Genomic DNA, 25029 nt, shown 5'->3' with positions numbered 1-25029 from the left:
TTATTCATGGAGAGAGGGAACCTGCACCCTGGATTGCGGATGCGCCTTGATCGGCGCCACGAATGGCGTCCACGCGATTGAGGTGATTTCACTGAATTCGCGCCATTCTTTGAACCAGTTGCGGCCGCCGTCCATAGACCGGAACAGATGGCCATACTTGGTGCCGGCGAACACGAGCGACGGATCAGCGGCATGCATGCCGAAGGCCCAGAAGGTTGAGTTGGGCGGCGTGTGCAAAACCGCCGGCTCCCAATGACGCCCCCGGTCTTCAGACCGGTAGATTTGCGTTCGCTTGCCGGGCGTGCCATCACCGACAGCCACCAGCAGGACGTCTTCTTCGCCTGCCAATGGCTGGATGGTGCGGGTGTAGTACAGGCCCTCGAAGCGATCCGCTGAACTGGCGCCATGCCAGGCGCCCTCGCCGTGGAGAACATTGGTGTAGACCGAATTGACCGTGCAGACCAGGTGTGTGTGCGGTTCCTGGCCAAGCGCCGGCAGGATGCTGATGGCATGAATGTCGCCACTGCTGATTCCATTGCCCGCATTGTCGATGCGCTGCCAGGTTTCGCCGCGGTCGCCGCTCCGCCAAGCACCACCTTCCTCTACGCCGAACCACACCTCGCTGGTGACCGGGTCCACCACGATGGACAGGATTCGCGGCCGGTTGACGCCGGCGCAGAACTCCGGAAGTTCCACCGGCAATGGGACCCACGTTTCACCCCCATCCGCCGAGCGAAAAATGCGCGCGCGTGATGGCGCTCCGGTTCCGGCATAGATCAGCTTGGGGTCGCGCGGGTCGAGCGCCAACGCCCACACGGTCAGTCCATTGGCAGGAGAGTCCAGCCGCCTGAAATGCGCGCCGCCATCGGTGCTCAGGCAAATGCCGGCATCCGCACCAGCGAAAACGCGTGCGGGATCTGAAGGATCCACCTGCAGGCAACGCACAACGCCATCGAATTCAATTGCCTCTCTCAAGCCCAGCCGATGCCAGCTCGCCCCGGCATCCGCACTGCGCAGAATGCCTTGTCCCGCAGTCCCCACCAAGATGGTGCCTTGCATGATGTCCTCCCCTTGCTTTGATCAGAACCCATCCGAACGAGCGTTTCCCCTAGTTGGAAATAAACGCTCCCCACGCCAGAATTGTATGACGATAATTATGTTTATTCCAGTTTTGTATTATCGTTTTTAAGAAAAGACAGTACCTGGCATACGTTTCGTGCATGGACATCGCTGCGGTGACGCTCACGGACACACCAGGCTCCCCCATAAGAGAGGCTGACAATGAAGTTCTATCATGAGGTCCGAGGCTGCTCGCTGGCCGTCGATATCGTGGCTCGCGAACTCGGAATCGCGCTCGACCTGCAATGGGTCGACATGCGTACAAAACAGTTGGGCGACGGCAGCGATTACCTGCTCGTCAATTCGAAAGGCACGGTGCCCACCTTGCAATTGCCGGATGGCCAGTACCTCAGTGAAGGCGCCGTCATCATGCAGTACCTGGCCGACCAACGCGGCGATACCAAGCTATTCGCACCGCCGGGGTCGCTGGCTCGATATCGCATCATGGAGTGGATGAGTTTCATCGCCGCGGACCTGCACAAAGGTGGCTTCATGCCCTTGTTCAAAGCCGTCACGCCACCGGCATACAAGCAGATCGCCCGCCAATACCTGCAAGGCCGTCTGCAATGGGTCAACGACCAGTTGGCTGATCGCGACTTCCTTACGGGGCCTGACTTCACGATTGCGGACGCGCACTGCTACACGATCGCGATGTGGACCCGAGCGCACCAGATCGACACCTCAACATGGCCGCATCTGGAGGCCTATCTGCTTCGCGTAGGCAGTCGCCCGAGCGTACTCGCCGCCGAACAAGCCGCTCGCCAGCAAGGTGAGCGAGAACGAGCTGTTCAACAGGAATGCGGGGCCGCGACCAGCCCCCACTGCCTCATCCTGACTGGAGAATTGACATGAGTATGCTGACTCGATGTGTTTTGCTGTGTGTGGGCGCGCTATGCGCCGTATCAGCCAGTGCCGCTGGCTTTCCCTCTGGACCGGTACATCTGGTCGTCGGGTTCCCGTCTGGCGGTGGCACAGACGGCGCCGCCAGGATCATTGCCGAAAAACTCCCCGCACAACTGGGCCAGCCCACGATTGTTGACAACCGGGCAGGCGCCGGCGGCACGCTGGGTGCGCAGAATGTGGCTCGCGCCGCGGCAGATGGCACGACGCTGTTCTTCGGCACTGGCGCCGAACTGATCATCAATCCGGTCACCCGCAAGACGGCTCCCTACGATGTGCTCAAGAATTTCACGCCCATCGGGGAAGTCGGAAGTGTCAGCTTCGTGCTGGTTGTACCGGCCAGTTCTCCCATCAAGGACGTACCGTCTCTCATTGAGCGTGCGAAAGCCCAGCCGAACCGCTTGAATTTCTCATCGTTCGGCATGGGTTCCACCAATCATATGATTGGTGAACTGTTCCTCTCGCGCACCGGCACGAAGGCCACACACATCCCGTATCAAGGGAGCGCGCCAGCAATGACGGCACTGCTGGCAAACGAGGTCGATTTCACGTTCGAGACGGCAGCTGTCGCCTTACCCCACATCAAATCGGGAAAGTTGCGGGCATTGGCTACGCCGTCGCCCGAGCGCCTACGCGACTTGCCGGATACGCCCACGCTGCGGGAGTTGGGCTACCAAGAGTTGATAGCAGAAGGCTGGATGGGACTGCTCGGCCCCGCCAGTGTGCCTTCGGACGTCGTCGAGCGCCTTAATGCCGCTCTGGTCCACGTCCTGGAGTTGCCGGACGTCCGTGAGCGGCTTACCGCCCGAGGCGTGGAAGTCTCGCCCGGTTCAGCGCGGCAATTCCGTGATCGGCTCGCGGCCGAGCAAAGCAAGTGGCGCCAGGTCGCTCAAAACTCGGGAATATCTCTCGACTGAACGTCCGCGCGGGGCCGACGCGGCGGCAGCGTTCGCCCCTATCGACTGCTGGCCAGGCGGTCAACGTTCACGCCCAGGGCATGGGTCGGCACAGGCCAGCATGGCCGCGCCGATGGTGGTCTTGCCCTTGGCAACCAGCGCCTGACCCGCGGATTCAATATCACGCTTGTCCTTGTTCTGGCTCAGCTTGAGCTTGCCGACGACGCGCGTGATCTCCACTTGAATGCCTACGATGGCCTTCAGCATCGCATCAATGTATTCCGGGGCGCTGTCGGTCATCTTCCACGGTTTCTCCTGCGACGCCTCGTGCGTGCGCGTCAGGCGGGCGACAACGCCACGCACATAGCGTTCGTCGTCCTTGATGGTGACGCGGCCATGCACGTGCACGACCTGGTAGTTCCACGTGGGCACCTGCTTGTGCTGCTCGTGCTTGCTGGGATACCAGTTTGGCGAGATGTAGGCATCCCCGGCCCGGAACACGACCAGCACTTCGCTGCCGTCGGCGACCTCGCGCCACACCGGGTTGTTGCGGGCCACGTGGCCGTGCAAGACGGCGCGCTCGCCCACCTCTAGCTCGAAGGGAAGATGATTGGCGTCCAGGCCCTCCGGGCCCTGGGTCACCAGCATCCCCAGCGGCTGGGCCCGAATCAGGCCGTAGAGGGATTCGGAATCAGAAACGGCAAAGTGCTCGGGTACGTACATGGCGAATGGCCTCTGGGGGTCAAAGATCGAGTAATTGCCACGCATCATGCCCCCAATCTGGCCTAGCAGTAAGATCCAGTTTGCCCGCTTTTCTTTAGACCACTATTGTGCGCACCCCCAAGAGCATCGAACTGCCCGTCCTGTTTCCACTCGACCGCAAGGCAGGCCAGCTCAGCCAGCAACTGGCGCAGCAGTTGCGGCAGTTGATCCGTGCGGGCACGCTGCGCCCGGGCGAGCCGGTGCCCGCCACCCGCCAGTTGGCCGCCGCGCTACAGATCGCGCGCGGCACCGTCGTCGAGGCCTTCGAGCAATTGGTGGCCGAGGGATATCTGGAGTCCAAGGCGGGAAGCAGCACCACCGTATCCGTCACGCTGACCGAGCGGAACCCAAGCCCCGCCGCAAGCCAGCCCGCAGAAGCGGACACCGCGTTTGCGCGCCCCCTGCCAGCCACGGCCGCGCGCTATGCCGGAATTGCGGCCGCCATGGTTCCGCTGCCGGCCGCGCCTTTCGCCATTTCGGTGCCTGCCGGACCGGTCGCGCCGGATGACACCTGGCGCAAGCTGGGCAACCGCATACGCGCCACCCGCGCCGGCGGCCCGTCCGGTTACGCCGACCCTCAGGGCCTGCTTTCCCTGCGCAAGGCCATTGCGGATCACGTCCGAAAATCCCGCTCGGTGGTCTGCACCCCGGACCAGGTCATCGTCACGTCCGGCACGCAGCAAGGGCTGTATCTTGCGTGCCAGGTCTTGCTGGAGGACAGCGATCAGGCCTGGGTGGAAGACCCCGCCTACCTGGGTATCACGTCCATTCTGGAAAGCACGGGGCGACCCGATCGCATTGTCAGGCTGCCGGTGGACGAACAGGGGCTGAAAGTGGAAGACGGCCTGCGCAAGGCGCCGAACGCGCGCGTAGCCTTCGTGACGCCTTCGCACCAATATCCGCTTGGCATGCCGATGAGCATGGCTCGGCGCGAAGCCCTGCTGGCTTGGGCCGCGGCCACAAATGCCTGGGTGGTTGAAGACGACTACGACAGCGAACTTCGCTATGCAGGGCATCCCTTTCCTGCCCTGCAGGGGCTGGATGGCCGCCGGGTCATCTACCTGGGCACCTTCAGCAAGATCCTTTTTCCTTCTCTCAGGCTGGGCTACCTGATTGCGCCATCCGACCTGGTCGCCGCGTTTTGCGGCGCCAGGATTGTGATGGACCGGCACCCGGCCACCGCCGACCAGCATGTGCTTGCCGCCTTCATTGCCGAAGGGCACCTGGACCGGCATATCCGGCGCATCCGGTCCATCTACGCGGACAGCCGGTCGGCGCTTGTCCAGATCCTGCAGGCCCACTTGCCCGCGCGCCTGGCCCGGGTGCAGCCGATTGAACAAGGCGTGCATCTGCTGGTCTGGCTGGACGATGGTCTGGACGATATGGCCATTGCCCGCCTGGCCGCTGAACAAGGCGTTGCCGTGCGCGCCTTGTCTCCCACCTATTCGGATCGCAGCCCCGACAAGCGGCAGGGGCTGATCCTGGGCTTTGGGGGCTACCCGCAAGACAAGATGATTGCCGCCGCCAGCAAGCTTGCCCAGATCATTGAGCAATGCGCTTAGACAGCATGCTGCCGGCCTGGCCGTCAAGCCTTGATCGTGCGTGTTGATCGTGCGTGTTGTTCGCGCGCGCCATGCCGATCGCGGCCCCTCCCAGAGACGCAAATGCATATTAGAATCAATAACTTTTTGTTATTTGCCCAAGCGCTACCTCATGTCTCACCCTCCCAAGGCCAGGAAAGACTGGCTCGCCCATTACGCGGAGATGATCGGCAAATGGCGCGGGCGGGGGCACGAGGATGGCGAAGACGCCATGCACGACACCGTGCTTGGCATGCTGGAAGGCGACGTCGCGGCTATCTATGACCCGCGCGCGTATATGTCCCGCGGCACCTCCAACCGCCTGGTCAGCCGGCATCGTCACGTCAACACGCTGGACATCACGCCGCTGGACGAGGTGCCGGGCGGCGACCATCCCGCCACGCCCCCGGCCGATGATGGCGTGCGGTTTCAGCAACTGGCCGATGAGCTCACCCGTGCGCTGGAAGACCTGCCGCCCAAGTGCCGGCAGGTTTATCTGTGGTGCCGTCTGGAAGGATGGACGCACACCGAAATCGCCCAGGAAATGGGCATCTCGCGCAGCATGGTGGAAAAATACATGACTCGCTCCGTGCGTCACATCAACGATCGGCTGCAACACCATGCCCCTTTCTGACTCCCGCCCCCCTGCCTTGCGCCCTGGCGACGACGCGCTGGAACACCCGCGCGACGCGGCGCATTGGTTTTCGCGCATGCATTCCGGCGAGACCACGGAAGCAGACCAACAGGCATTTGCCGCCTGGTGCAGCGCTGACCCGGCCCACGAACGCGACTATCGCAGGCTGACCGCGCAATGGGATGCGGTGTTGTCCCTGCCTGAAACGCGGCTGCGCGGCCTGATGCAAGCCACGCGGGCTGCGCCCCCACCACCCGCGATGTCGCGGCGGCGCTTCGGCTTGAGAATGGTGGCGGCCTGTGCGCTGCCCGTTGCGGCGGGCCTGCTGGCAGCGCCCTACCTATTCAACTCCGACGAAACGCGGCTGAACTACGCCACCCGCAAGGGCGAACGGCGCCAGGTCACGCTGCCTGACGGTTCCATCCTGCACCTGAACGGCGACACCCGCCTGGCCGCCCGCTTCGGCGCCAACGAACGCCGGGTGGAACTGTCACAGGGCGAGGCCTTCTTTGAAGTGCGGCACGATAGGTCCCGCCCTTTTGTGGTGGAGGGCGGCTTGGGGCAGGTCACCGTGACAGGCACCCGCTTCAACGTGCGGCGTGACAGCGACAGCTTGCAAGTCAGCGTCGAATCCGGTTCCGTGCGGCTGGAATCCGGACCCTGGTGGCGCCACAGTGAACACCGCCTGGGCGCGGGCCAACAGGCCATTGCCTACGCGGACAGCCCGTTAGGCGACGTCACCCAGGTCAATGTCGACAACCTGAGCGCTTGGCAGCGCGGCAAGATCATCTTCAACAACGTGCCGCTGGCCAAGGTCATCAGTGAAATGAACCGCTACCTGATGCAGCCCGCCAGCCTGAACGCGCCCGCGCTAGGGGCCTACCGCATCTCGGGCGTCTTCAGCGTGGACGATCCGCTGGCCATGATCGACGCTCTGCCCGCCATTGCGCCGGTATCGCTGGACCGCTTGCCGGACGGTCGGGTCCGTGTCCTGGCGCGCTGACGATTTGTAACAACTCTATTACAAAATAATAGCGATTCCCATTCCGGTTTCAAGCCAGCTCATGCGTCTAGAGAGGAAGGGGCGGACATATCCACGCCGCCCGCCTACCCCCTTTAGAACCGGCGCGCCCCCAATGGCGTGCCTCTCACCGAGCTACCGATCTTGAATACCGTCTCTGCCCGACCTGCTCTGCGCGTCCCGCCGCGCGTGGTTCTTAGCGCGCTTGCCTTTTCACTGTCGCTTGTCTTTGGCATGGCGCCCGCCGTCCAGGCCCAGGAAGCGCCCGTCAGCGTCAACATTCCCGCGCAGCCTTTGGGCGATGCGTTGTTGCAGCTGGGTTCGCAAACGTCCTTGCAGATCTTTTATTCGCAGGATGTGCTGGCCGGCCAGACCGCGCGCGCCATCTCCGGCAACCTGTCGCCTGAAGATGCCCTGCGTCAACTGCTGCAAGGCACGGGCATCACGTACACCCGCAATGGCAACAACGTGACCTTGTCGCGCACCGAGCCCGTAGGCGGCACGGTGCAACTGGAAGCCGTGACGGTCACCGCCGGCATTCTGGGCGAGCTTGCCCCGCCCTACACGGGCGGGCAGCTTGCCACGGGCGGCAGCCTGGGCCTGTTGGGTTCCGAAGACGTGATGGACTCGCCGTTCAGCACGGTCAACTACACCTCTGAACTGCTGTATGACCAGCAGGCCCGCACCCTGGCCGACGTGGTCGTCAACGACGCCTCGGTCCGCACGCTGACATCGGCGGGCGGCTTTGGGGAAGACTTCCAGATCCGCGGCTTTGCCGTGGGCAGCGGCGACGTCAGCGTCAACGGCCTGTATGGCCTGGTGTCGTCCAGCCGCGTGCCGGTACAGATTCTTGAGCGGGTGGAAGTGCTGAAGGGCCCCGGCGCCTTCATGCGCGGCATTCCGCCCAACGGCAGCATCGGCGGCGCCATCAACGTGGTGACCAAGCGCGCCGACGACGAACCGCTGGCGCGCGCCACGCTGGGCTATGCCAGCAAGGCCAACTTCACCGGCCAGCTTGACCTGGGCCGCCGCTTTGGCGAAGACAATGCCTGGGGCCTGCGCTTCAATGGCGTCAAGCGCGGCGGGGAAGCCACGTTGAAGGACGGCAAGCAGGGCCTGGACATGGGCGCCTTGGGTATCGACTATCGCGGCGCGCGCCTGCGCTGGTCGGCCGACGCCATCCACCAGGAAGACGTGATCGAGAACTTCCGCTCGCAGATCGGCTGGCAGCCCAACGTGACGGAACTGCCCTCGCCGCCGGATGGCGACATCAACTTCTACCCCGGCACCCGCCTGTCGCAACGCGACGGCACCATCATGTCGCGCCTGGAATATGACTTCACCGACAACCTCACCGGCCACATCGCGGCGGGGTATCGCGACGGCAAGGTGCGGCAGATCTTCCCGGTGACCGTCAACACGGCGGGCGCGCGTCAGTCGGTGGACCAGGACGGCAACTTCAACGTCATGACGACGTACTACGACTCGTATTCGAAGACGAGCAGCGGCGACGCCGGCCTGACGGCCCGCTTCAGCACCGGCGGCATCAAGCACCGCCTGGCGCTGGGCGCCACCTACCTGAAGCAAGAGGCGGGTAACGCCTATTCGACCGGATCGGCCATTGTGGCCTCGAATATCTATGATCCGGTGGACATCCCCGACGGCCCCGCCGTGCGCCTCACTCCGCAAAAGGCGTCGGACACCACGCTGACCAGCTTCGCCATTGTCGACACGCTGTCTTTTATCGACGATCGCATTCTGCTGACGGCGGGCGTGCGCCACCAACGGGTTGAAGTCGATAGCTACAACACCACCACGGGCGCGCGCACCAGCGGCTACCGTTCCAGCGCCAACTCGCCCATCGGCGGCATTGTCGTCAAGCCGCTGCAGAACGTATCGGTCTACGCCAACCTGGCCCAAGGCCTGACGCGCGGCACGATCGTGGGCGACACCTACGAAAACCGGGGCGCCGTGCTGGCGCCGTACAAGTCCAAGCAGTACGAAACCGGCGTCAAGGTGGATTGGGATGGCAACATCACCACCACGCTTGCGCTGTTCCAGATTGCGCGCCCGTCCGGCCAGGCCGACGACAACAACGTCTACGGCTACTTTGGCGAACAGCGCAACCGTGGCCTGGAACTGACCGGCTACGGCGAGCTGGTCCCCGGCCTGCGCCTGATGGCAAGCGCGGCGTTCATCAACAGCGAACTCACCAAAACCCCGGGCGGCGTCAATCAGGGCAACCGGCCGGCGGGCGTGCCGGCCAGCACCTACAACCTGGGCCTGGACTGGGACACGCCGTGGGTGCAGGGCCTGAGCTTGAACGGACGCGCCATTCGCACGTCGTCCGTCTATCTCAACAACACCAATACGCTGCGCCTGCCGGGCTACACCCGCTTTGACCTGGGCGCCCGCTACGCCACCACCATCGCCGGCAAGGACGTGGTGTTCCGCGCCAACGTCGAGAACGTGGCGGACAAGAAGTACTGGCTGGCATCCGGCTCGTTCGTGACGAACGCGGCGGGACGTACGTATATGTTGTCGGCCTCGATCAACTATTGATCCCCGGGGGGAGAGGCTGGAAGGGAACAGCCAGGGCGGGAAATCCTAGAGGGAAACCCCTGCGGGAATACCTGATTCAAGGGATGGCCGGCCACGCGCCGCGCCATCACAATCTAGAATCGGGCGATCCTGCCCTCCCTTGCCGCACTTCCCCTTCCCCCTATGCCCTCCTCCACCCTTGCCCCCGAACTCACGCTGCCCGCCCCCGTGCTGCTGGTGGAGGACGAACCGCTGGTGTGCCGGCGGATCGAAGGCCTGTTGCTGCAACTGGGCTATCAGCCCGACGCCTTGGTCTACGCGGGATCACTGGCCGAAGCGCGCGCCTGCCTGGCCATTCAGCCGGTTGCGCTGGCGCTGGTGGACCTGGGCTTGCCCGACGGCAGCGGCATCGACCTGATTGCCGAGATGCACGCCGCCGACCCCGGCCTGGCCATCCTGGTGATCTCGGCCTGGTGCACCGAGGACGCGATCCTGGCGGCCTTGCGCGCCGGCGCCACGGGCTATGTGCTGAAAGAACGCGACGACATCGAAATTGCGCTGTCGTTACGCAGCGTGCTGCGAGGCGGCGCGCCGATTGACCCTTTCGTGGCACGACGCATCATCGACGAGTTGCGGCCCCGGCCCACGGAACAGACCGGCACGGCAAGCGGTGCGATACTTAGCCCCCGCGAAAGCCAGATCCTGCGTCTGGTGGCCGAAGGCCTGGCCAACCGCGAAATCGCCGAACAACTGTTCTTGTCGCGCTACACCGTTGAATGCCATATCAAGCACATCTACCGCAAGCTGGCCGTTTCATCGCGCACGCGGGCGGTACACGCCGCGCGCTCGCGTGGCTTGCTGGACTGAGATGGCTGCTGGCCTGCTGGTGGGTCTTGTGCGCGGCGCCCGCCGTTGCCGGGGATGCTGGCCTGGCCCCGACGCCCAAGACGACCACGGCGTGCGCGGTGCAACTGATGTCCATCACGGCGGCGCGGGCCGCCGCCGACGGCAGCCGGCCTGACGGCGCCGACTGGGTGCCGGTCACGCTGCCCGACGACTGGAACCAGCGTTGGCCCGGCTACAGCGGATCCGTCTGGTATCGCATCGACTGGCAGCGGCCCTGCCCCGGCCCCGTAGCCTTGATGGTGGAGTCCGTGGTGATGGCCGGCGAGTTCTACGTCAACGACGAACTGATCTGGAGCGACCCGCAACTGAGCGAACCGCTATCGCGCAGTTGGAACATGCCGCGCACCTGGCGCCTGCCCGAAGCCATCGTGCACGACGGCGTGAACACGCTATGGGTGCGCGTGGCAGGCGTGGCGCAGCAGACGCCCGGGCTGGGCACGTTGCAATTGGGCGCGCCGCAAGCCATGCAAGCCGCGCAAGAAGCAAGATGGTGGCGCAACCGCTCGCTGTACACGGTGAACCTGGTGGTATCCGCCGTGCTGGGTGGCCTGTTCTTCTGCATCTGGGTGGTGCGGCGTGAGCAGACCCCCTACGGCTGGTATGCCTTGATGTCGCTGTTCTGGGTGCTGTTCATCAGCAATGTGCTGCTGACCAGCCCCTGGCCGCTGCCCGACACCTTGTCGCTGGCGCGCGCCAACGCCATGGCGCTGGTGCTGTACGTCACCTGCTTCTGCCTGTTCACCTGGCGCTTTGGCGAACAATCGCTGCCGCGCATCGAACGCGCGCTGTGGCTACTGAGCGCCGCGCTGCTGGCCATGCTGGCCTTTACGCCCGACAACGCGCTGGCCACGGCGCATGCCATCGGCATGCTGATTCCCGCCGCCATCTTCATCATCAATTGCTTGCAGTTTCCGGTACACGCCTGGCGCACGCGCCGCCCAGAGCACCTGATGCTGGCCGCCTGCCTGCTGGTATTTTTCGTGGTCATCTTGCACGACCTGCTGCTGATGATGAAGGTCATCTCACCCGGCCAGTCCTACACGCCCTACTCCAGCGTGGTGATCACGCTGTGCCTGTCCGCCATTCTGGGCCTGCGCCACGCGCGCAACGTGCGGCAGATAGAGCGCTTCAACCAGGAATTGGCGGACGGCATATTCCAGGCGCGCAGCGAACTGGCCACCACGCTGGAACGCGAACACAGCCTGGCGGTGGCCAATACCCGCCTGCACGAACGCCTGCAGATTGCGCACGACCTGCACGACGGACTCGGTGGTTCGCTGGTGCGGATGATGGCCATGGTGGAACAGGCCGACAAGCCGTTGCAGAGCCAGCAGTTTCTGTCCATGTTGAAGCTGCTGCGCGACGACTTGCGCCAGACCATCGACAGCGGCTCGAGCAGCGGGGTCACGGTCCCGGCCACCCCGCAGGAATGGGCCGCGCCGCTGCGTCATCGCTACGTGCAGGTGTTCGACGAGCTGGGCCTGGATTCCCACTGGCAGTTTCCGCCGCAATGGCGCACGCCGCCCTCTTCCCTGGAATGCCTGGCGCTGACGCGCCTGCTGGAAGAAGCGTTGACCAATGTGGTCAAGCACAGCCGCGCCCGCCGCGTGCAGGTGCAGCTGTTGCAGCCCGATGCCGACCGGCTGGAACTGCGCATTGAAGACGATGGCGTGGGCTTCGATGTGGCGACGGTACGGCAAGCCGGCGTCAGCGTGGGTATGCGCAGCATGCATGCCCGCATCGCGCGAGTGCACGGCGTCTTGGACATCGTGTCCGAGCCCGGCCGCACCGTGCTGACTGCCGTGCTGCCGCGGCGCGCGTCCTAGGCGCAACTGGCTTAGCTTGTTTGGCAGCGGCGCTAAACGCGCGCAATGAGCGTAGCCATGGCTCAGGCATGGAAGTTGCTGCAAGCGGGGCGCAGCTGCGCACTCCGCGCGGCGTCAACCAGCAAGGGTCGCCCACCATGAACGAATCCAAGCCCGCTCCCGCCCCGAATCCGCCGCCCTCCCCGCACGTGGACCGTGCCGAAGTCGGCGCCACCGGACAGCCCGTGGCCGATGGCCCGCCGCAAGGGGACGTGAACCCCGATCCCGCCACCAACTCGGGGTATCCGGCTGGCGGTGAGCAAGCGCCGAAAGGCCGGGACGCTTTCGGCCGGACGCAAAAGCAAGTGCAAGAGCAGGTGAACGAAGCCGCAAAGGCCCGCCCGCCCAATCCGCCTGGCAAACCTGGCCGCTGAAACCCGCCTGGTGCGAATGGGCGCGTCCGGATTCCAAGGCTTCTGGCGAGGAATCTTGAACATTCAAGCTGGACTGGGACGCCTTGCAGCACGTCACATACTCGCGACGCGCTGCCCTCTCGACACGCTTTTTCCGGCTGTATCATCCTAGGCAACGCAGCCCGTCGCCCCAGCCAAGATTCCCATGTCCAACACTCCCTTCGTGCCCGACAACAAACCGGGTGTCGCCATCAGTGATTTGCACTTTCCCGTTGTGGGGCTGGGCGCCTCGGCGGGTGGTATCGAAGCGTTGCGGGAATTCTTTTCAACGCTTCCCGACAACCCGCAGATGGCCTTCGTGGTCATCGTGCATTTATCGCCCGACCACGACAGCGTGCTGGACAAGATTTTGCAGGCCGCCACGCGCATGCCGGTGGTGCAGGTGACCCGCCCGCAGCGCGTTCTGTGCAACCACGTGTACGTGATTCCGCCCGCCGCGATGCTGACCATGAACGACGGCTATCTAAGCGTGAAGGAAGCGCAACCTTCGCAAGGCCAGCGCGCGACCATCGACGAATTCTTCCGCACGCTGGCCGATGTGCACACGACCCGCGCGGTCGGCATCGTGCTGACGGGTGGCGGGTCCGATGGCTCGCTGGGGCTGGCGCGCATCAAGGAGCAAGGCGGGGTCACCTTCGCCCAGCAGCCCGAAGACGCCGCGCACGACGCCATGCCGCGCAGCGCCATCGCCACGGGCATGGTCGACATCATCCTGCCGGTGGCGGCCATGCCCCAGCGGCTCAAGCAGATTGCCGACAATATGTTCGCCATGCACCTTCCGCGCCTGGGCAAGGATGCGGCGCAAGCGGCTGGCGAACCCGTCCACGACACCACCCCTGACAAAGACGACCGCGTGGCCCTGCGCGACATCCTGACGGTGCTGCGCGCCCGCACGGCACACGACTTCCGCCATTACAAGACCGCGACGGTCTTGCGGCGCATTGAACGCCGCATGCAGGTCACGGGTGTGTCCACGCTTCGGGCGTACTGGAAGCTGCTGCAGGACCGGGTGGACGAAACGCCGCTGCTGCTGTCCGACATGCTGATCGGCGTGACCCAGTTCTTTCGCGACAAGGAAGCCTTTTCGTCGCTGGAAAATTTTGTGTTGGCCAAGCTGTTCGAGCGGCATCTGAAGAACCCGGCGAGCCCCATGCGCGCCTGGGTGGCGGGCTGCTCCACGGGCGAAGAAGCGTATTCGCTGGCGGTGCTGCTGAGCGCGCGCGCCGATGCGCTGAAGGTGAATCAGAAGATCCAGGTGTTTGCCACGGACATCGACGAAGCGGCCCTGGCCGTGGGCCGCGTCGGCAGCTACCCAATGGCCATCGACACCGATGTGCCGCGCTCGCTGCTGGAAGGCTATTTCTCACGGCAAGAACACGAATACCGCATCAAGAAGGAAGTGCGCGAGCGCGTGCTGTTCGCGGTGCACAACATCCTGCGCGACCCGCCCTTTTCGAAGCTGGACCTGGTCAGTTGCCGCAACCTGTTGATCTACCTGGATCGCGAGGTGCAGCAAGATGTGCTGAAGATGTTCCACTTTGCGCTCAAACCCGGCGGCTACCTGTTTCTGGGCAGTTCGGAATCGGCCGACGCCTGCCCGCGCCTGTTCCAGGTGGTGGACAAGCGCAACCGCATCTATGTGGCCAAGGAAACGCCGACCCAGCTTCGCAACGCGCCCGCGCTGCCGGCCGCCCATGCCTTCGAACGCCCCAGCGCCGCGCCGGCCAGCACGCCGCGCAACCGGCACAACAAGATTTCTTACGCCGACGTGCATCAGCGCGCGCTGGAGATGTACGCGCCGCCCAGCGTCATCGTGGATTCGGAAAGCGACATCGTGCACATGTCCGAACGCGCGGGCCGCTTCCTGCGCCACGCGGGCGGCGAGCCCTCGCGCAACCTGCCGTCGCTGGTGTACCCCGAACTGCGCATGGAACTGCGCACCGCGATGTTCCAGGCGCTGCATACCCGGAAAAGCGTCGAGGCGCGCCGCGTGAAGATGAAGATCGGCGAACGCCACACCTACGTCAACATGGTGGTGCGGCCGTTCCGCCACGAGGAAACGTCCAACGACTACATGCTGGTGCTGTTCGACGAAGTGGAAGACGTGATGAGCCCCGAAGGCGTGGCGCCCACGGCCGGCGCCACCGCCGTGCTGACCCAGTTGGAAGCCGAATTGCAGGGCACGAAAGACCAGTTGCAGACGACCATCGAACAGTCGGAAACGTCCACCGAAGAATTGAAGGCGTCCAACGAAGAACTGCAGGCCATCAATGAAGAACTGCGCTCGGCCACCGAAGAACTGGAAACGGGCAAGGAAGAATTGCAGTCGGTGAATGAAGAACTGATCACGGTGAATGCGGAACTCAAGGCCAAGGTGGACGAAACCGCCAAGATCAACGACGACCTGCAAAACCTGATTGCGTCCACCGACATCGCCACGCTGTTTGTCGACCGCAAGATGCACATCCAGTGGTTCACGCCGCGCGCGACCGACGTGTTCAACGTCATCACCAGCGACGCCGGCCGGTCCCTGCTGGACATCACGCATCGGCTTGACTACCCGGACATGGCGCGCGATGCGGCCGGCGTGTTTGAATCGCTGCGCGCGGTGGAACGGGAAGTGCGCAGCGACGCCGACCGCTGGTACCTGGCCCGGCTGCTGCCCTACCGCAGCGCCGAACATCGCATCGAAGGCGCGGTGCTGACTTTCATTGACATCACCGACCGGCGCAAGGCGGAAGACCGCGTGCGCCTGGGCGAAGCGCACCTGAAGCTGATGACGGAAAGCGCGCGCGACTTCGGCATCCTGACGCTGGACCACGACGGCGTGATCACCAACTGGAACATCGGCGCCGAGACCATGTTCGGCTACACGCGCGCCGAAGCCGTCGGCAAGTCGTTCGCCATCATCTTCACCGACGCCGACATTCAGGCCGGCCGACCGCAGCTGGAACTGGAACGCGCCAGGCAGATCGGCTATGCGCCCGACGAACGCTGGCATCGGCGCAAGGACGGCGGCCTGATCTTCTGCACGGGCGGCGTCAACCGCATGGACGACCCGACCATACGCGGCTTTGCAAAAATCGTGCGCGACGTCACCGACCTGAAGCTGCGCGATGCCGAACAAGAGTCGCGCCTGGACCGCGCCCGCGCCGACAACGTGCTGAAAGACGAGTTCTTCGCCATGGTGTCGCATGAGCTCAAGCATCCGCTCAACCTGATCCAGCTGAATGCCGAACTGCTGGCGCGCACCCCGGCCGTGCGCAATTCGCCCGCCGCCGCGCGCTCCGCTGATCTGATCCAGCGATCGGTCAAGGGCCAGGCGCGCATCATCGACGACCTGCTGGACCTGTCGCGCGTGCGTACCGGAAAGCTGGCCTTGAACCAGTCTATTTTTGACATCACCGCCATCGCCTCCAATATCCTGGACGTGCTGCGCCCCGTGGCCAGCGCCGCCGGCCTGACGCTGCACAGCGAGTTTGACGCCGGCCAGGCCATCCACCTGAACGCCGATCCGCTGCGGGTCGAGCAGATCATCTGGAACCTGCTGAACAACGGCATCAAGTTCACGCCGCCCGGCGGCACGGTCACGCTGAAACTGGGCGTGGAAGACGCGCGCATGCGGCTGGACGTGATCGACACCGGCCATGGCATTGACCCCAAGTTCCTGGGCAAGGTGTTCGACATGTTCAGCCAGGCGGACGTGCGCCAGCGCAACCTGGCCAGCCCCGGGCTGGGCATCGGCCTGGCGGTCGCCAGCGAACTGGTCAAGGCCCACGGCGGCACCATCCAGGCGCATTCCGATGGCCAGGGCCATGGCGCGCGCTTTACCGTGCGCATGGCGCTGGCACACGCGCAGCAGCAGGAGCAGCAACTGGCCCTGCCCGGCGACAGCCCGCTGAAGGGACTGCGGGTGCTGATCGTGGACGACTCCGAAGACATTCTTCACATCATGCGTGAGCTGCTCGACATGGAAGAGGCCTGCGTGACCGCGGTGGGCAGCGGCCAGGAAGCGCTGGCCGCGATGCAAGCCGCGTCGTTTGACCTGCTGCTGTCCGACATCGGCATGCCCGGCATGGATGGCTATGCGCTGATTCGCGCCATACGCGAAAACCATCCCGACCTGGTCCTGCCCGCCATCGCCCTGACGGGCTTTGGTTCCAAGGACGACATGAACCAGGCGCTGCAAGCGGGCTATACCGCGCACATCAGCAAACCGGTGTCGCTGGACAACCTGTTGGACATCGTGCGGCGGCTGCGCGGCCAGGCGTGACGGCCGGGGGTTCCGCCACGCTATCCCCCCTAGTATTGACACACTATTGCACACGGCCCGCGCTGCGCTCATACTTTTTGCTCACGCCAATCGGGGGAAGCCGAGATGAAAAATGACATCCAGGATCAGGGTGCGCAGGCCGCCCGGAACGGATGGAGCCTGTTTGATTGCCCCTATCTGCGGGCCCACCAGATGCCGGGCCATACCGGCGAACCCATCGCGCAGTGGCGCGCCAAGGTGGCCGCTTGGGAAGCGGGATGGAAAGCCGAAGTGGAAAGCTGGCTGGGCCGCTCGCGCCCGCCCGTCGTCGAGCGCGACAACAGCCACATGGTCCACTGAGGCTTCTGCCTCAACAGGGTCCATTGAGGCTTCTGCCTCAAGCCAGCGCTGCCGCGACCGCCGCGCCAGGCTCACGCCCCCCGGATAGCGCCGCTTTCGATTCAGGCGCGGAAATTGCTGCCACCGCCCCCAAGTGCGGGGCGGGCGCAGGTTCGCCCCCTTCGGAACCTTGAAGGGAGATCTGATCATGGCTGGCAATACCAACTTGCAGGATCAGCAGGCTGCCATTGCGAGTGATCTTGGCGTTCAACCGGATTTTGATTCCGCGGTTGAACTTGAAAGCCGAGTGGCTTTCCTGGAGAAGTATTTATTGGAAACGGGCAAGTCCGGCTACGTGCTGGGCATCAGCGGCGGCGTGGATTCCACGGTGGCGGCACGAATGGCGCAGTTGGCCGCCGAGCGGCTGCGCCTGACAGGGCGGCGTGCGTTTTTCGTGGCGGTGCGCCTGCCCTATGGGCACCAGCATGACGAAGAAGATGCCCGCCGCGCGCTGGACTTCATTCGCGCGGACCATGTGATGGAAGTGGATATCAAGCCCACCGTGGACGCCCAGCGTGAGGCGCTGACGGCGTCGGGCCTGGTCTTCAGCGACAAGGGCGCCGAGGACTTCGTGGCGGGCAACATCAAGGCGCGACAGCGCATGGTGACGCAATACGCGATTGCGGGCGCGATGGACTGTCTGGTGATCGGCACCGACCAGGCAGCGGAAGCCTTGATGGGTTTTTTTACCAAGCATGGCGACGGCGCAGCCGACCTGCTGCCGTTGCGCGGCTTGACCAAGCGCCGGGTGCGCGCGCTGGGCGTGGTGCTGGGCGTGCCCGCCAAACTGATCACCAAGGCACCCACCGCTGACCTGGAATCGCTGCGCCCCGGCCTGCCTGACGAGGTGGCGCTGGGCGTGAACTATGACGAGATCGACGACTTTCTTGAAGGGCGCCCCGTGCGCGAGGACGCGCTGCGAACGGTGCTGGACCAATACCATGCCACCGCGCACAAGCGCCAAGCGCCCGCGGCGCCGAATGGGACGGGGGGCTTGAGGGGGCCCGCAGCGGATTGAGGCTTATTTCATGCCGTGATACTTGCGCCCCATTTCCATCGTGGCGCGGTAAAAGCCTTCCTTGCTGCCGCAGTCATAGCGCACGCCGTCGTACTCGTAGCCGAACACCTTCCGGCCTTGCAGCAGCGAGGCAATGGCGTCGGTCAACTGGATTTCACCGCCCACGCCCGGCTGCGTAGCCTCCAGCGCGTGGAAAATCTGGGGTTCAAGAATGTAGCGGCCCACCACGGCCAGGTCGCTGGGGGCGTCGGCCGGGTCTGGCTTTTCAACAATGCCCGACACCTTCAACACCCCTTGCGAAGCATGCGCGCCGGACACAATGCCGTACTGATTGGTCTGGCTACGCGGCACTTGCTGCACGGCCAGCACGCTACCGTCGAACTCACGCGCCACCGTCATCATCTCGCCGATGACGGGGCTGTCCGCGTCGATCATGTCGTCGGCCAGGAGTACGGCAAACGGCTCGTCGCCCACGATGGCGGCCGCGCACAAGACGGCGTGGCCCAAGCCCAAGGCAGCGGGCTGGCGGGTGTACACGCATTTCACCGTGTCGGGAATCACGTTGCGCACGCTGTCCAGCAACGCGCCCTTGTTCTTCAATTCCAGGTCGCGCTCCAGTTCCGGCACCCGGTCGAAATGGTCTTCGATGGCGCGCTTGTTGCGCCCGGTGACGAAGATCAGTTCCGTGATGCCCGCCGCCACGGCTTCTTCGACGGCATATTGGATCAGTGGCCGGTCCACGATGGGAAGCATTTCTTTCGGCATGGCCTTGGTGGCCGGAAGAAAACGGGTGCCCAGGCCGGCAACAGGAAATACCGCTTTGCGTATGGGATGCATGGTGTGGCTCTTAGAGTGAAGACAACCCGGGACGGATGTCGTGCGTGGCTAGGAGCAAGACACGTGCCCGCCACGACCTGGGTTCTCTATACGCAACGGCTTGGGAACACGAATTGCTTGCGAACTGCGCCAACGAATCCCTATCGCCAACGCTGCCAGGAGGCTTCCATGCCGCAACATCCAAGCGCCGGTTCCCGCAAGTCCCTTCCCGGCCAACCCGAAGTGAATGCGGGCGCGCCTTCGCCCAAGGAGGCCCAGGAATGATCATCGAAGCGTTCGAGCGCCCCGACGGCCTTTGGAGCTTTCGCCGCATTGCAATGCTGGGCGTGCAACAAGATGCCCGCACCTATCCCACGTGCGAGGCGGCGGTCAAGGCGGCCAACGCGCAATACCCACACGAAAGCGTCTCGATCATCAGTTGTCAATCGCAGGAGCAGGAAGGCATCAAACAGGCCGATGCGCGTGACGCCTAGATCCCAATGACCGCCGCTTCCGCAAGCGCCGTCCTATGGGCGGGCTTGTTGCCTGGCTTCGCCATGGCCGGCTAACCGGTATCCGTGTCCGCCAAGGGGCTATCCGTCATTGCGGCCAGGGCGCGCAGTTGCTGGTAGGCCGCCTCCCATTGGCCCACGGCGGCCCGCAGCCGCCCGGTGGCCTCGGCCGACGCGCCGCCCGTCGCGATTTCCTCGCCCGCCAGAATGATGCGTTCGCGCAGCAGGCGCGCGGCGGACCACAGGGCCTCGTCCACCCCGGCCGCGTGCGCGGCATGCAAGGACCGCGACGAGAACGCATGCCCGGTATGGCAGCGGTAGCGCACCGGCAACCCCGTGTCCACCCGCCACACCACGCCCCCGCATTCGGGACAGGTCAGTCCGGCCTGGTGCCCCAGGCGTTCCAGCACGGACGCGGACGACTGGCCGGTTTCCGTCATGCGGGATTCGGCGCGCAGAACTTCCGGTAAGGCGGATGGGGCAGGCGCACGTGGAGCGCTCGTGGTCTTCACCGCGTTCGCCATCGCTTCGCCAATCTGCTGCAAGGGCAGCACCAGCGCCGACGGCACCGCGGCGATGGCGTTGGTGGGCATGTCCTGGGCCACGCTGTCGGCCGGATCTTGCACGATGGCGAACCCGCCGCAAGCGTTCACGGCCTTCAGGCCCGCCGCCCCGTCGTCCAGGTGGCCGGTCAGAACGACACCGACGACGCGCTGCCCGTAATGTTCCGCGGCGGAACGAAACAGCGGGTCCGCGGCGGGCCGCGTGAAGTTCTCTTTTGGCCCACGCGTGAGCACCGTCGCGTCATGCTGCAAGATCAAATGCCTGTCCGGCGGCGCCACGTAGACGACGCCATGCACAAAGGGTTCACCATCAATGGCATGCTGCACGCGCCAACGCGTGCGGCGTTGCAGCAGCGTGGGCAACACGCTGCGGTAGCCGTCCACATGCATGGCCACGAACACGGACGCCGGCAAGGACGGATCCAGATCACCCAGCAGCACTTCCAGGGCGGCCAGGCCACCCGTGGACACGGCCACGACCACCACGTCTCGGTTTTGCATCCCTTACTCCCGTGCGCGGTTACCGTCCGAATTCATTCGTCTTGTGCCCGCCCGAGCCGGCTTTGCCACCAGGGATGCGGCCATCGGGCGCTGGATTGGCGGAAGAACCTTTGACGGTGCCCTGGCCCTGCACCGGCTGCGAGGGCTTGTCGCCCGGGGCCGCTTGCGGGATGGTGGGCGGCGGCCCCGAAGGGTCGCCCCGGGATGGAGCGGGCGCACCGCTATCGGGCGCCGGCCCCTTGGGCGCGGGGGTGCCGGCAGGCGGAAGGCCGCCCTGCCCGGCGGGCCCGGCGGGGCCACCCGCCGCTTGCGCGTAGCTCGCGCTGCTGCAGGCCAGGCCAGCCGCCAATGTCACGGCCCGCAGGAAACCCGCCAAGCCAGGCGATGCATGCCGAGGGTGTCTCATGTTTTTCTCCCAACAACAAGGGGGCGTGCCGCCGAAGCGGCACCGGTGCATGGGGACTCATGCCCCGCTGTGGGCGGCCAAGAGCGCGCCGGCCCAAGAGCGTTCAACTCACGGTTTGCTGCGCGAACCCGCGCCGCGATTGCGCTGGCTTTGCTGATCCTGGCCGCTGCCTATCTGCGTGACGTGACCTTCCTTTTTGGTGCGGTTCTGCTTGTCGCCATGGCTGGTCTGGGCCTCGCGCGGCGTGTCGTCGGAAGCGGGGTTGGGTTTACTGTCTTTGGGCTTCATCGCAATGCTCCCTGGAATGGCTTGAATTGCGGGGTGGGACCGCGAGCTTGAGTTTCCAGCCTGGTCCCGCTTTGTTGCCTTGCCCTTGCAGCAAGCGGCATTCCCGGGGAAAGCGTCACAGCAGGGCCGCGCCATCGACGCAGACGCCGCACGGCAGAAGACAAGGCGCAAACCGGGGACACCGCGGCCCCGGCGCCGGGCCCGCCGCTTACAGGCCGCGCGTGCTGCGCAGCCATTCCTGGTCGGCCGCGTTCGCGTCGCCCAGGCGGTCGATACCGGGGGTTTGCTGGGGGTCCACGCCGGGCATCGGGTTGGGCAACGCATCCGGCGGCCAGCGACCGTTCCGGTCGCGTTCCTGCCCCGGCGCGCGGCGGTCGGGGTTTTCGGCGGGTGATTGCTCGGTCTGGCCAGGGGCGCGCACCGGGGATGAATGATCCTGCTGCTTTTTTGTAGGGGTGCTCATCGCAAACTCCTGATGGGTGATGGTGTGTGACGGAATAGGCGGATACGGCATGAGGAGCAACTGGCGTGCCCGCGCGACCGGCAGGCACGCCAGTTGCTCCGCGCGTCTGACCACCCAGCAGGAGCGCGGCGATGAACGCTATCGAACGAGTTGCGGCTTTCATGCATGAAAACGAACTGACCCTGGTTACCGCGGAGTCATGCACCGCGGGCCTGATCGCGGCCACCCTGGCCGATATACCCGGCGCGGGCAAACTGCTGGATTGCGCCTTCGTGGTGTATTCGGTGCAAGCCAAGCAGCGCTGCCTGGGCGTGCCCCAATCGACTCTGGCCGCGCACAACCTCACCAGCGAGGCGGTCGCGCGCGACATGGCGCTGGGGGCGGCCCGCAAGAGCCCCGCCAACGTTGCCGTGGCCAACACGGGCGTCACGGACGCCACCGACGACCGCATCCCCAGCGGCACGCAGTGCTACGCCTGGGTATTCAAGATCGGCAAGGCCGACGCCCGCCCGATGGTCTACACGGCCACCCGGCGCTTCTCCGGCGACCGCAACCGCATCCGCCAGGCCAGCGCCGAATTCGCGCTGAAAGGCATCATGGAACACTTCCTGGCGCTGCGCGACGCAAGCGGCAGGCCCCGTTGACGGCGCCACGCCATCCGGCCCCAAGATGATTTTGTTCAAAGCAGCTTGATAACGTACAAGCGCCACCGCATAGGCAGCGCTACGCTCAGGGTTTGGCGGCACCGGGGCTACGCCCAAGTCAGCGCCTGTTCCGGCGCCCGCCCCACCTGTGGCACCACCCGGAGTCAACACTCATGAGCACCATCACCACTTCTGACGGCGTGCAGATTTTCTTCAAGGACTGGGGTCCCAAAACCGCCCAGCCCCTGATGTTCCACCACGGCTGGCCCCTGTCCAGCGACGACTGGGACACGCAGATGCTGTACTTCGTCAACAAGGGCTTCCGCGTCATTGCGCACGACCGCCGCGGCCATGGCCGCTCCAGCCAGGTCAGCGAAGGCCACGACATGGACCACTACGCCGCCGACGCCTCGGCCGTGGCGGTACACCTGGACTTGCGCAACGCCGTGCACATTGGCCACTCCACCGGTGGCGGCGAAGTCGCGCGCTACGTGGCCAAGTTCGGCCAGCCGCAGGGCCGCGTCGCCAAGGCCGTGCTGGTCAGCGCCGTGCCGCCGCTGATGGTCAAGACCGAAGGCAACCCGGGTGGCCTGCCCATTGAAGTGTTCGACGGCTTTCGCGACGCGCTGGCCGCCAACCGCACGCAGTTCTTCCTGGATGTCGCCGCTGGCCCCTTTTACGGATTCAACCGTTCGGGCGCAAAGGTGTCGCAAGGCGTGATCAACAACTGGTGGCGCCAAGGCATGGCGGGCAGCGCGCTGGCGCATTACCAGGGCATCAAGGCCTTTTCGGAAACGGATCAGACCGAAGACCTGAAGGCCATCACCGTGCCCACGCTGCTGATGCATGGCGACGACGACCAGATCGTGCCCATTGATGATGCATCGCGCCTGGCCGTGAAGCTGCTGAAGAACGGCACGCTGAAGGTATACGAAGGCTTTCCGCACGGCATGCTGACGACACACGCGGAGGTCATCAATCCCGACCTGCTGGCGTTCATCAAGGGCTGATATCGCCGCCAGAAGACAAGGGGCGAGGCCTAATCGCCCCTTTTTCGGAATATTCCGATACTACGACCCGGCTTTGGCCTATATACTCGCCTATTGCCGACAGCAGATTGGGCGCCAAACGCGCAAAACCTGCACGCTTCGACGCTTGAATCAGCCCCATAGGGCACTCTCCGGGGATCCGGAACCGGCTTTGATGCTGGTCAGCCACCCAGGTGGCGCACCTCCCCGACACGATTCGCCCCATACGCTTCGTTGCGGCACCGCTTGACCCTTCTCTTCCCAAAGCGCTGTCATCTCCTCCATTGCCTCGTCCGCCCAGCCCGAAAGGCCTGCGCCTGGCGAGGCCTTTCGTCCAAGAAGAACCGACATGAACGCCGTGCCGCAAGACAAACTGATTACCGCCCTGGACCACGCCCGCCTGCTGGGCATGATCACGCGCCCCGCCACCGCCGCCACCTTGCCGCGCGATGCCGTGGACGCCGCGCAAGAACTGCTGGATTCGGCGCCCATCATCGCTATCGAGGAAGTTACCCCGGACATCATCACGATGCGCTCGCGGGTGCGCTTGCTGAACGACAAGGGCGATGAAATGGTCGTCACGCTGTGCTATCCGGCCGACGCCAACCTGGCCCAAGGCCAGGTATCGGTGATGTCGCCGCTGGGCTTGAGCCTGATTGGCTCGCGCACGGGCCAGCTTGTCACCTGGACCGCGCCCAACCAGACCGAGCACTCCGCCCGCATCGAAGAAATTCTGTATCAGCCCGAAGCGGCGGGCGACACCACGGCCTGACGCGCCGGGCTGAAGCCCCAGGCTGACGTACCGGCCTGAACCATCCGCTTGACGCCTCGGGCGCCCCGTGCAAACGCACGCGGCGCCCGAGGTTCGTAGCGCGCTAGCGCTAGACGCTACAGATCAAAGAACACGGTTTCGTAGGGCCCCTGCATGTGCACATCAAAGCGGTAGATCACGTCGCCGCCGCGCACGGTCCTGCGCGCCACCAGCGAGTGGCGCCTTGCCGCGGGCACGGAATTCATTACCGCGTCGGCCGCGTTCGCCTCGCCTTCATCGTCGAAGTACACCCGCGTGTAAACATGCAGCAATAGCCCACGCATGGTCACGATCATGTCAATGTGCGGCGCTTCGCCCGGCGCTTGCGGCCCGGGCTTGACCGTATCGAACGTATAGCGGCAGCCGGGGTCCGTGCCGGTGCCGCAGCGGCCAAATCCCAGAAACCCCATGGCCGATGCCTCGTACACATTGCGCGGGCAACGCCCCTGGCCGTCCACCTGCGATATCTCGACCAATGCGTCAGGAATCGGCACGCCGTCGCCGTCCAGCACGCGGCCTTGCAAGCGGATGCGCTGACCGCGCGCCTCGTCGCCCGCCAGCACGGTATCAAACGGCTGATCGAAGTCGTAGCCATATTGCGCTGCCGTCAGGCCAAACGCGAAATACGGCCCCACCGTTTGCGACGGCGTCTGTCCGAAGTTGTCTTGCAGACCCTGCATCATGGTGTCTG

At 64.8% G+C, this 25029-nt stretch carries 24 protein-coding genes; 16 read left to right on the top strand and 8 right to left on the bottom strand.

From position 1 onward, the window contains the following. Complete coding sequence (locus tag WBR68_RS25800) at positions 1-1059, bottom strand: WD40/YVTN/BNR-like repeat-containing protein (RefSeq protein WP_050447769.1); 1059 nt, start codon at positions 1057-1059, stop codon at positions 1-3. Positions 1060-1281: 222 nt separating this feature from the next. Between WBR68_RS25800 and gstA the strand changes: the two genes are divergently transcribed. Both gstA and WBR68_RS25790 read left to right on the top strand, forming a co-directional pair. After that, positions 1282-1971 carry a glutathione transferase GstA gene (gstA, locus tag WBR68_RS25795; RefSeq protein ID WP_230695631.1) on the top strand — a complete coding sequence of 230 codons (690 nt, stop codon included), beginning with the start codon at positions 1282-1284 and terminating at the stop codon, positions 1969-1971. Next, complete coding sequence (locus tag WBR68_RS25790; RefSeq protein ID WP_230695630.1) at positions 1968-2936, top strand: Bug family tripartite tricarboxylate transporter substrate binding protein; 969 nt, start codon at positions 1968-1970, stop codon at positions 2934-2936. The genes gstA and WBR68_RS25790 overlap by 4 nt, the downstream gene beginning before the upstream one ends. A gap of 60 nt (positions 2937-2996) precedes the next feature. On the opposite strand, the gene WBR68_RS25785 is transcribed toward WBR68_RS25790, so the two are convergent. Continuing rightward, the gene (locus tag WBR68_RS25785) at positions 2997-3638 is read right to left on the bottom strand and encodes an FMN-binding negative transcriptional regulator (protein WP_050447765.1); all 642 of its coding nucleotides are present in this window, start codon (positions 3636-3638) and stop codon (positions 2997-2999) included. 104 nt (positions 3639-3742) lie between these two features. On the opposite strand from WBR68_RS25785, the gene pdxR reads away from it, so the two are divergent. The 10 genes from pdxR (at position 3743) to nadE (ending at position 18306) form a co-directional block, all read left to right on the top strand. Continuing rightward, on the top strand, positions 3743-5239 hold the full coding sequence (gene pdxR, locus WBR68_RS25780) for a MocR-like pyridoxine biosynthesis transcription factor PdxR (RefSeq protein WP_230695655.1): 1497 nt from the start codon (positions 3743-3745) through the stop codon (positions 5237-5239). Between the two features lie 151 nt (positions 5240-5390). After that, the gene (locus tag WBR68_RS25775) at positions 5391-5891 is read left to right on the top strand and encodes an RNA polymerase sigma factor (RefSeq protein ID WP_083447429.1); all 501 of its coding nucleotides are present in this window, start codon (positions 5391-5393) and stop codon (positions 5889-5891) included. After that, on the top strand, positions 5878-6894 hold the full coding sequence (locus WBR68_RS25770; RefSeq protein WP_230695629.1) for a FecR family protein: 1017 nt from the start codon (positions 5878-5880) through the stop codon (positions 6892-6894). The genes WBR68_RS25775 and WBR68_RS25770 overlap by 14 nt, the downstream gene beginning before the upstream one ends. Positions 6895-7056: 162 nt before the next feature. After that, a complete protein-coding gene (locus tag WBR68_RS25765; RefSeq protein WP_230695628.1) occupies positions 7057-9474 on the top strand; it encodes a TonB-dependent receptor in 2418 nt (805 codons plus the stop codon). Positions 9475-9636: 162 nt separating this feature from the next. After that, entirely contained in the window at positions 9637-10320 is a 684-nt protein-coding gene (locus WBR68_RS25760) for a LuxR C-terminal-related transcriptional regulator (RefSeq protein ID WP_050447760.1), read from the top strand. A 107-nt stretch (positions 10321-10427) separates the two neighbouring features. Then, the gene (locus tag WBR68_RS25755) at positions 10428-12185 is read left to right on the top strand and encodes a sensor histidine kinase (protein WP_230695654.1); all 1758 of its coding nucleotides are present in this window, start codon (positions 10428-10430) and stop codon (positions 12183-12185) included. Between the two features lie 68 nt (positions 12186-12253). After that, a complete protein-coding gene (locus WBR68_RS25750) occupies positions 12254-12598 on the top strand; it encodes a hypothetical protein (protein WP_127185369.1) in 345 nt (114 codons plus the stop codon). Positions 12599-12782: 184 nt separating this feature from the next. After that, on the top strand, positions 12783-16910 hold the full coding sequence (locus WBR68_RS25745) for a CheR family methyltransferase (protein ID WP_230695627.1): 4128 nt from the start codon (positions 12783-12785) through the stop codon (positions 16908-16910). Positions 16911-17015: 105 nt separating this feature from the next. Next, complete coding sequence (locus tag WBR68_RS25740; RefSeq protein ID WP_230695626.1) at positions 17016-17249, top strand: CrpP-related protein; 234 nt, start codon at positions 17016-17018, stop codon at positions 17247-17249. Positions 17250-17436: 187 nt separating this feature from the next. Further along, positions 17437-18306 carry an ammonia-dependent NAD(+) synthetase gene (gene nadE, locus WBR68_RS25735; RefSeq protein WP_230695625.1) on the top strand — a complete coding sequence of 290 codons (870 nt, stop codon included), beginning with the start codon at positions 17437-17439 and terminating at the stop codon, positions 18304-18306. A gap of 3 nt (positions 18307-18309) precedes the next feature. Here nadE and galU read toward each other — a convergent pair whose 3' ends face one another. Further along, entirely contained in the window at positions 18310-19143 is an 834-nt protein-coding gene (gene galU / locus WBR68_RS25730) for a UTP--glucose-1-phosphate uridylyltransferase GalU (RefSeq protein WP_230695624.1), read from the bottom strand. 260 nt (positions 19144-19403) lie between these two features. On the opposite strand from galU, the gene WBR68_RS25725 reads away from it, so the two are divergent. Beyond that, a complete protein-coding gene (locus WBR68_RS25725; protein ID WP_050447753.1) occupies positions 19404-19616 on the top strand; it encodes a hypothetical protein in 213 nt (70 codons plus the stop codon). Positions 19617-19687: 71 nt separating this feature from the next. Here the strand turns inward: WBR68_RS25725 and WBR68_RS25720 are convergent, their stop codons facing one another. The 4 genes from WBR68_RS25720 to WBR68_RS25705 form a co-directional block, all read right to left on the bottom strand. Continuing rightward, positions 19688-20698: a chemotaxis protein CheB gene (locus tag WBR68_RS25720; protein ID WP_230695623.1), complete on the bottom strand. Its 1011-nt coding sequence runs from the start codon at positions 20696-20698 to the stop codon at positions 19688-19690. Between the two features lie 19 nt (positions 20699-20717). After that, entirely contained in the window at positions 20718-21104 is a 387-nt protein-coding gene (locus WBR68_RS25715) for a hypothetical protein (RefSeq protein WP_230695622.1), read from the bottom strand. A gap of 108 nt (positions 21105-21212) precedes the next feature. Further along, entirely contained in the window at positions 21213-21392 is a 180-nt protein-coding gene (locus WBR68_RS25710) for a hypothetical protein (RefSeq protein ID WP_050447750.1), read from the bottom strand. A 208-nt stretch (positions 21393-21600) separates the two neighbouring features. Next, on the bottom strand, positions 21601-21855 hold the full coding sequence (locus WBR68_RS25705; RefSeq protein ID WP_050447748.1) for a hypothetical protein: 255 nt from the start codon (positions 21853-21855) through the stop codon (positions 21601-21603). Positions 21856-21986: 131 nt separating this feature from the next. Between WBR68_RS25705 and WBR68_RS25700 the strand changes: the two genes are divergently transcribed. The 3 genes from WBR68_RS25700 to WBR68_RS25690 all read left to right on the top strand — a co-directional run bounded on the left by WBR68_RS25700 (position 21987) and on the right by WBR68_RS25690 (position 24299). Beyond that, complete coding sequence (locus WBR68_RS25700) at positions 21987-22499, top strand: CinA family protein (RefSeq protein ID WP_050447747.1); 513 nt, start codon at positions 21987-21989, stop codon at positions 22497-22499. A 173-nt stretch (positions 22500-22672) separates the two neighbouring features. Further along, positions 22673-23509, top strand: coding sequence for an alpha/beta fold hydrolase (locus WBR68_RS25695; protein ID WP_230695621.1), 837 nt, complete (start codon positions 22673-22675; stop codon positions 23507-23509). A gap of 367 nt (positions 23510-23876) precedes the next feature. Further along, positions 23877-24299, top strand: coding sequence for a GreA/GreB family elongation factor (locus WBR68_RS25690; RefSeq protein ID WP_050447745.1), 423 nt, complete (start codon positions 23877-23879; stop codon positions 24297-24299). Between the two features lie 116 nt (positions 24300-24415). Here the strand turns inward: WBR68_RS25690 and pcaG are convergent, their stop codons facing one another. Beyond that, complete coding sequence (pcaG, locus tag WBR68_RS25685; protein ID WP_050447744.1) at positions 24416-25021, bottom strand: protocatechuate 3,4-dioxygenase subunit alpha; 606 nt, start codon at positions 25019-25021, stop codon at positions 24416-24418. Positions 25022-25029 lie beyond the last annotated feature (8 nt).

The sequence above is a fragment of the Achromobacter sp. JD-1 genome (genome assembly GCF_038594925.1).
Taxonomy (GTDB): domain Bacteria; phylum Pseudomonadota; class Gammaproteobacteria; order Burkholderiales; family Burkholderiaceae_B; genus Achromobacter; species Achromobacter spanius_C.
The sequence above is the reverse complement of the archived record's forward strand: the minus strand, read 5'-3'. Positions and strand labels throughout refer to the sequence as shown.

Excerpts from the sequence above, each read along its gene's own strand:
- WBR68_RS25725 (WP_050447753.1), top strand. The coding sequence starts at position 19,404 with ATGATCATCGAAGCGTTCGAGCGCCCCGACGGCCTTTGGAGCTTTCGC.
- WBR68_RS25745 (WP_230695627.1), top strand. The coding sequence starts at position 12,783 with ATGTCCAACACTCCCTTCGTGCCCGACAACAAACCGGGTGTCGCCATC.
- WBR68_RS25790 (WP_230695630.1), top strand. The coding sequence starts at position 1,968 with ATGAGTATGCTGACTCGATGTGTTTTGCTGTGTGTGGGCGCGCTATGC.
- WBR68_RS25750 (WP_127185369.1), top strand. The coding sequence starts at position 12,254 with ATGGAAGTTGCTGCAAGCGGGGCGCAGCTGCGCACTCCGCGCGGCGTC.
- WBR68_RS25770 (WP_230695629.1), top strand. The coding sequence starts at position 5,878 with ATGCCCCTTTCTGACTCCCGCCCCCCTGCCTTGCGCCCTGGCGACGAC.
- WBR68_RS25710 (WP_050447750.1), bottom strand. The coding sequence starts at position 21,392 with ATGAAGCCCAAAGACAGTAAACCCAACCCCGCTTCCGACGACACGCCG.
- WBR68_RS25715 (WP_230695622.1), bottom strand. The coding sequence starts at position 21,104 with ATGAGACACCCTCGGCATGCATCGCCTGGCTTGGCGGGTTTCCTGCGG.
- WBR68_RS25775 (WP_083447429.1), top strand. The coding sequence starts at position 5,391 with ATGTCTCACCCTCCCAAGGCCAGGAAAGACTGGCTCGCCCATTACGCG.
- WBR68_RS25755 (WP_230695654.1), top strand. The coding sequence starts at position 10,428 with ATGTCCATCACGGCGGCGCGGGCCGCCGCCGACGGCAGCCGGCCTGAC.
- pcaG (WP_050447744.1), bottom strand. The coding sequence starts at position 25,021 with ATGATGCAGGGTCTGCAAGACAACTTCGGACAGACGCCGTCGCAAACG.
- WBR68_RS25800 (WP_050447769.1), bottom strand. The coding sequence starts at position 1,059 with ATGCAAGGCACCATCTTGGTGGGGACTGCGGGACAAGGCATTCTGCGC.
- WBR68_RS25705 (WP_050447748.1), bottom strand. The coding sequence starts at position 21,855 with ATGAGCACCCCTACAAAAAAGCAGCAGGATCATTCATCCCCGGTGCGC.
- WBR68_RS25720 (WP_230695623.1), bottom strand. The coding sequence starts at position 20,698 with ATGCAAAACCGAGACGTGGTGGTCGTGGCCGTGTCCACGGGTGGCCTG.
- WBR68_RS25740 (WP_230695626.1), top strand. The coding sequence starts at position 17,016 with ATGAAAAATGACATCCAGGATCAGGGTGCGCAGGCCGCCCGGAACGGA.
- WBR68_RS25760 (WP_050447760.1), top strand. The coding sequence starts at position 9,637 with ATGCCCTCCTCCACCCTTGCCCCCGAACTCACGCTGCCCGCCCCCGTG.
- WBR68_RS25700 (WP_050447747.1), top strand. The coding sequence starts at position 21,987 with ATGAACGCTATCGAACGAGTTGCGGCTTTCATGCATGAAAACGAACTG.
- nadE (WP_230695625.1), top strand. The coding sequence starts at position 17,437 with ATGGCTGGCAATACCAACTTGCAGGATCAGCAGGCTGCCATTGCGAGT.
- WBR68_RS25690 (WP_050447745.1), top strand. The coding sequence starts at position 23,877 with ATGAACGCCGTGCCGCAAGACAAACTGATTACCGCCCTGGACCACGCC.
- WBR68_RS25695 (WP_230695621.1), top strand. The coding sequence starts at position 22,673 with ATGAGCACCATCACCACTTCTGACGGCGTGCAGATTTTCTTCAAGGAC.
- WBR68_RS25785 (WP_050447765.1), bottom strand. The coding sequence starts at position 3,638 with ATGTACGTACCCGAGCACTTTGCCGTTTCTGATTCCGAATCCCTCTAC.
- gstA (WP_230695631.1), top strand. The coding sequence starts at position 1,282 with ATGAAGTTCTATCATGAGGTCCGAGGCTGCTCGCTGGCCGTCGATATC.
- galU (WP_230695624.1), bottom strand. The coding sequence starts at position 19,143 with ATGCATCCCATACGCAAAGCGGTATTTCCTGTTGCCGGCCTGGGCACC.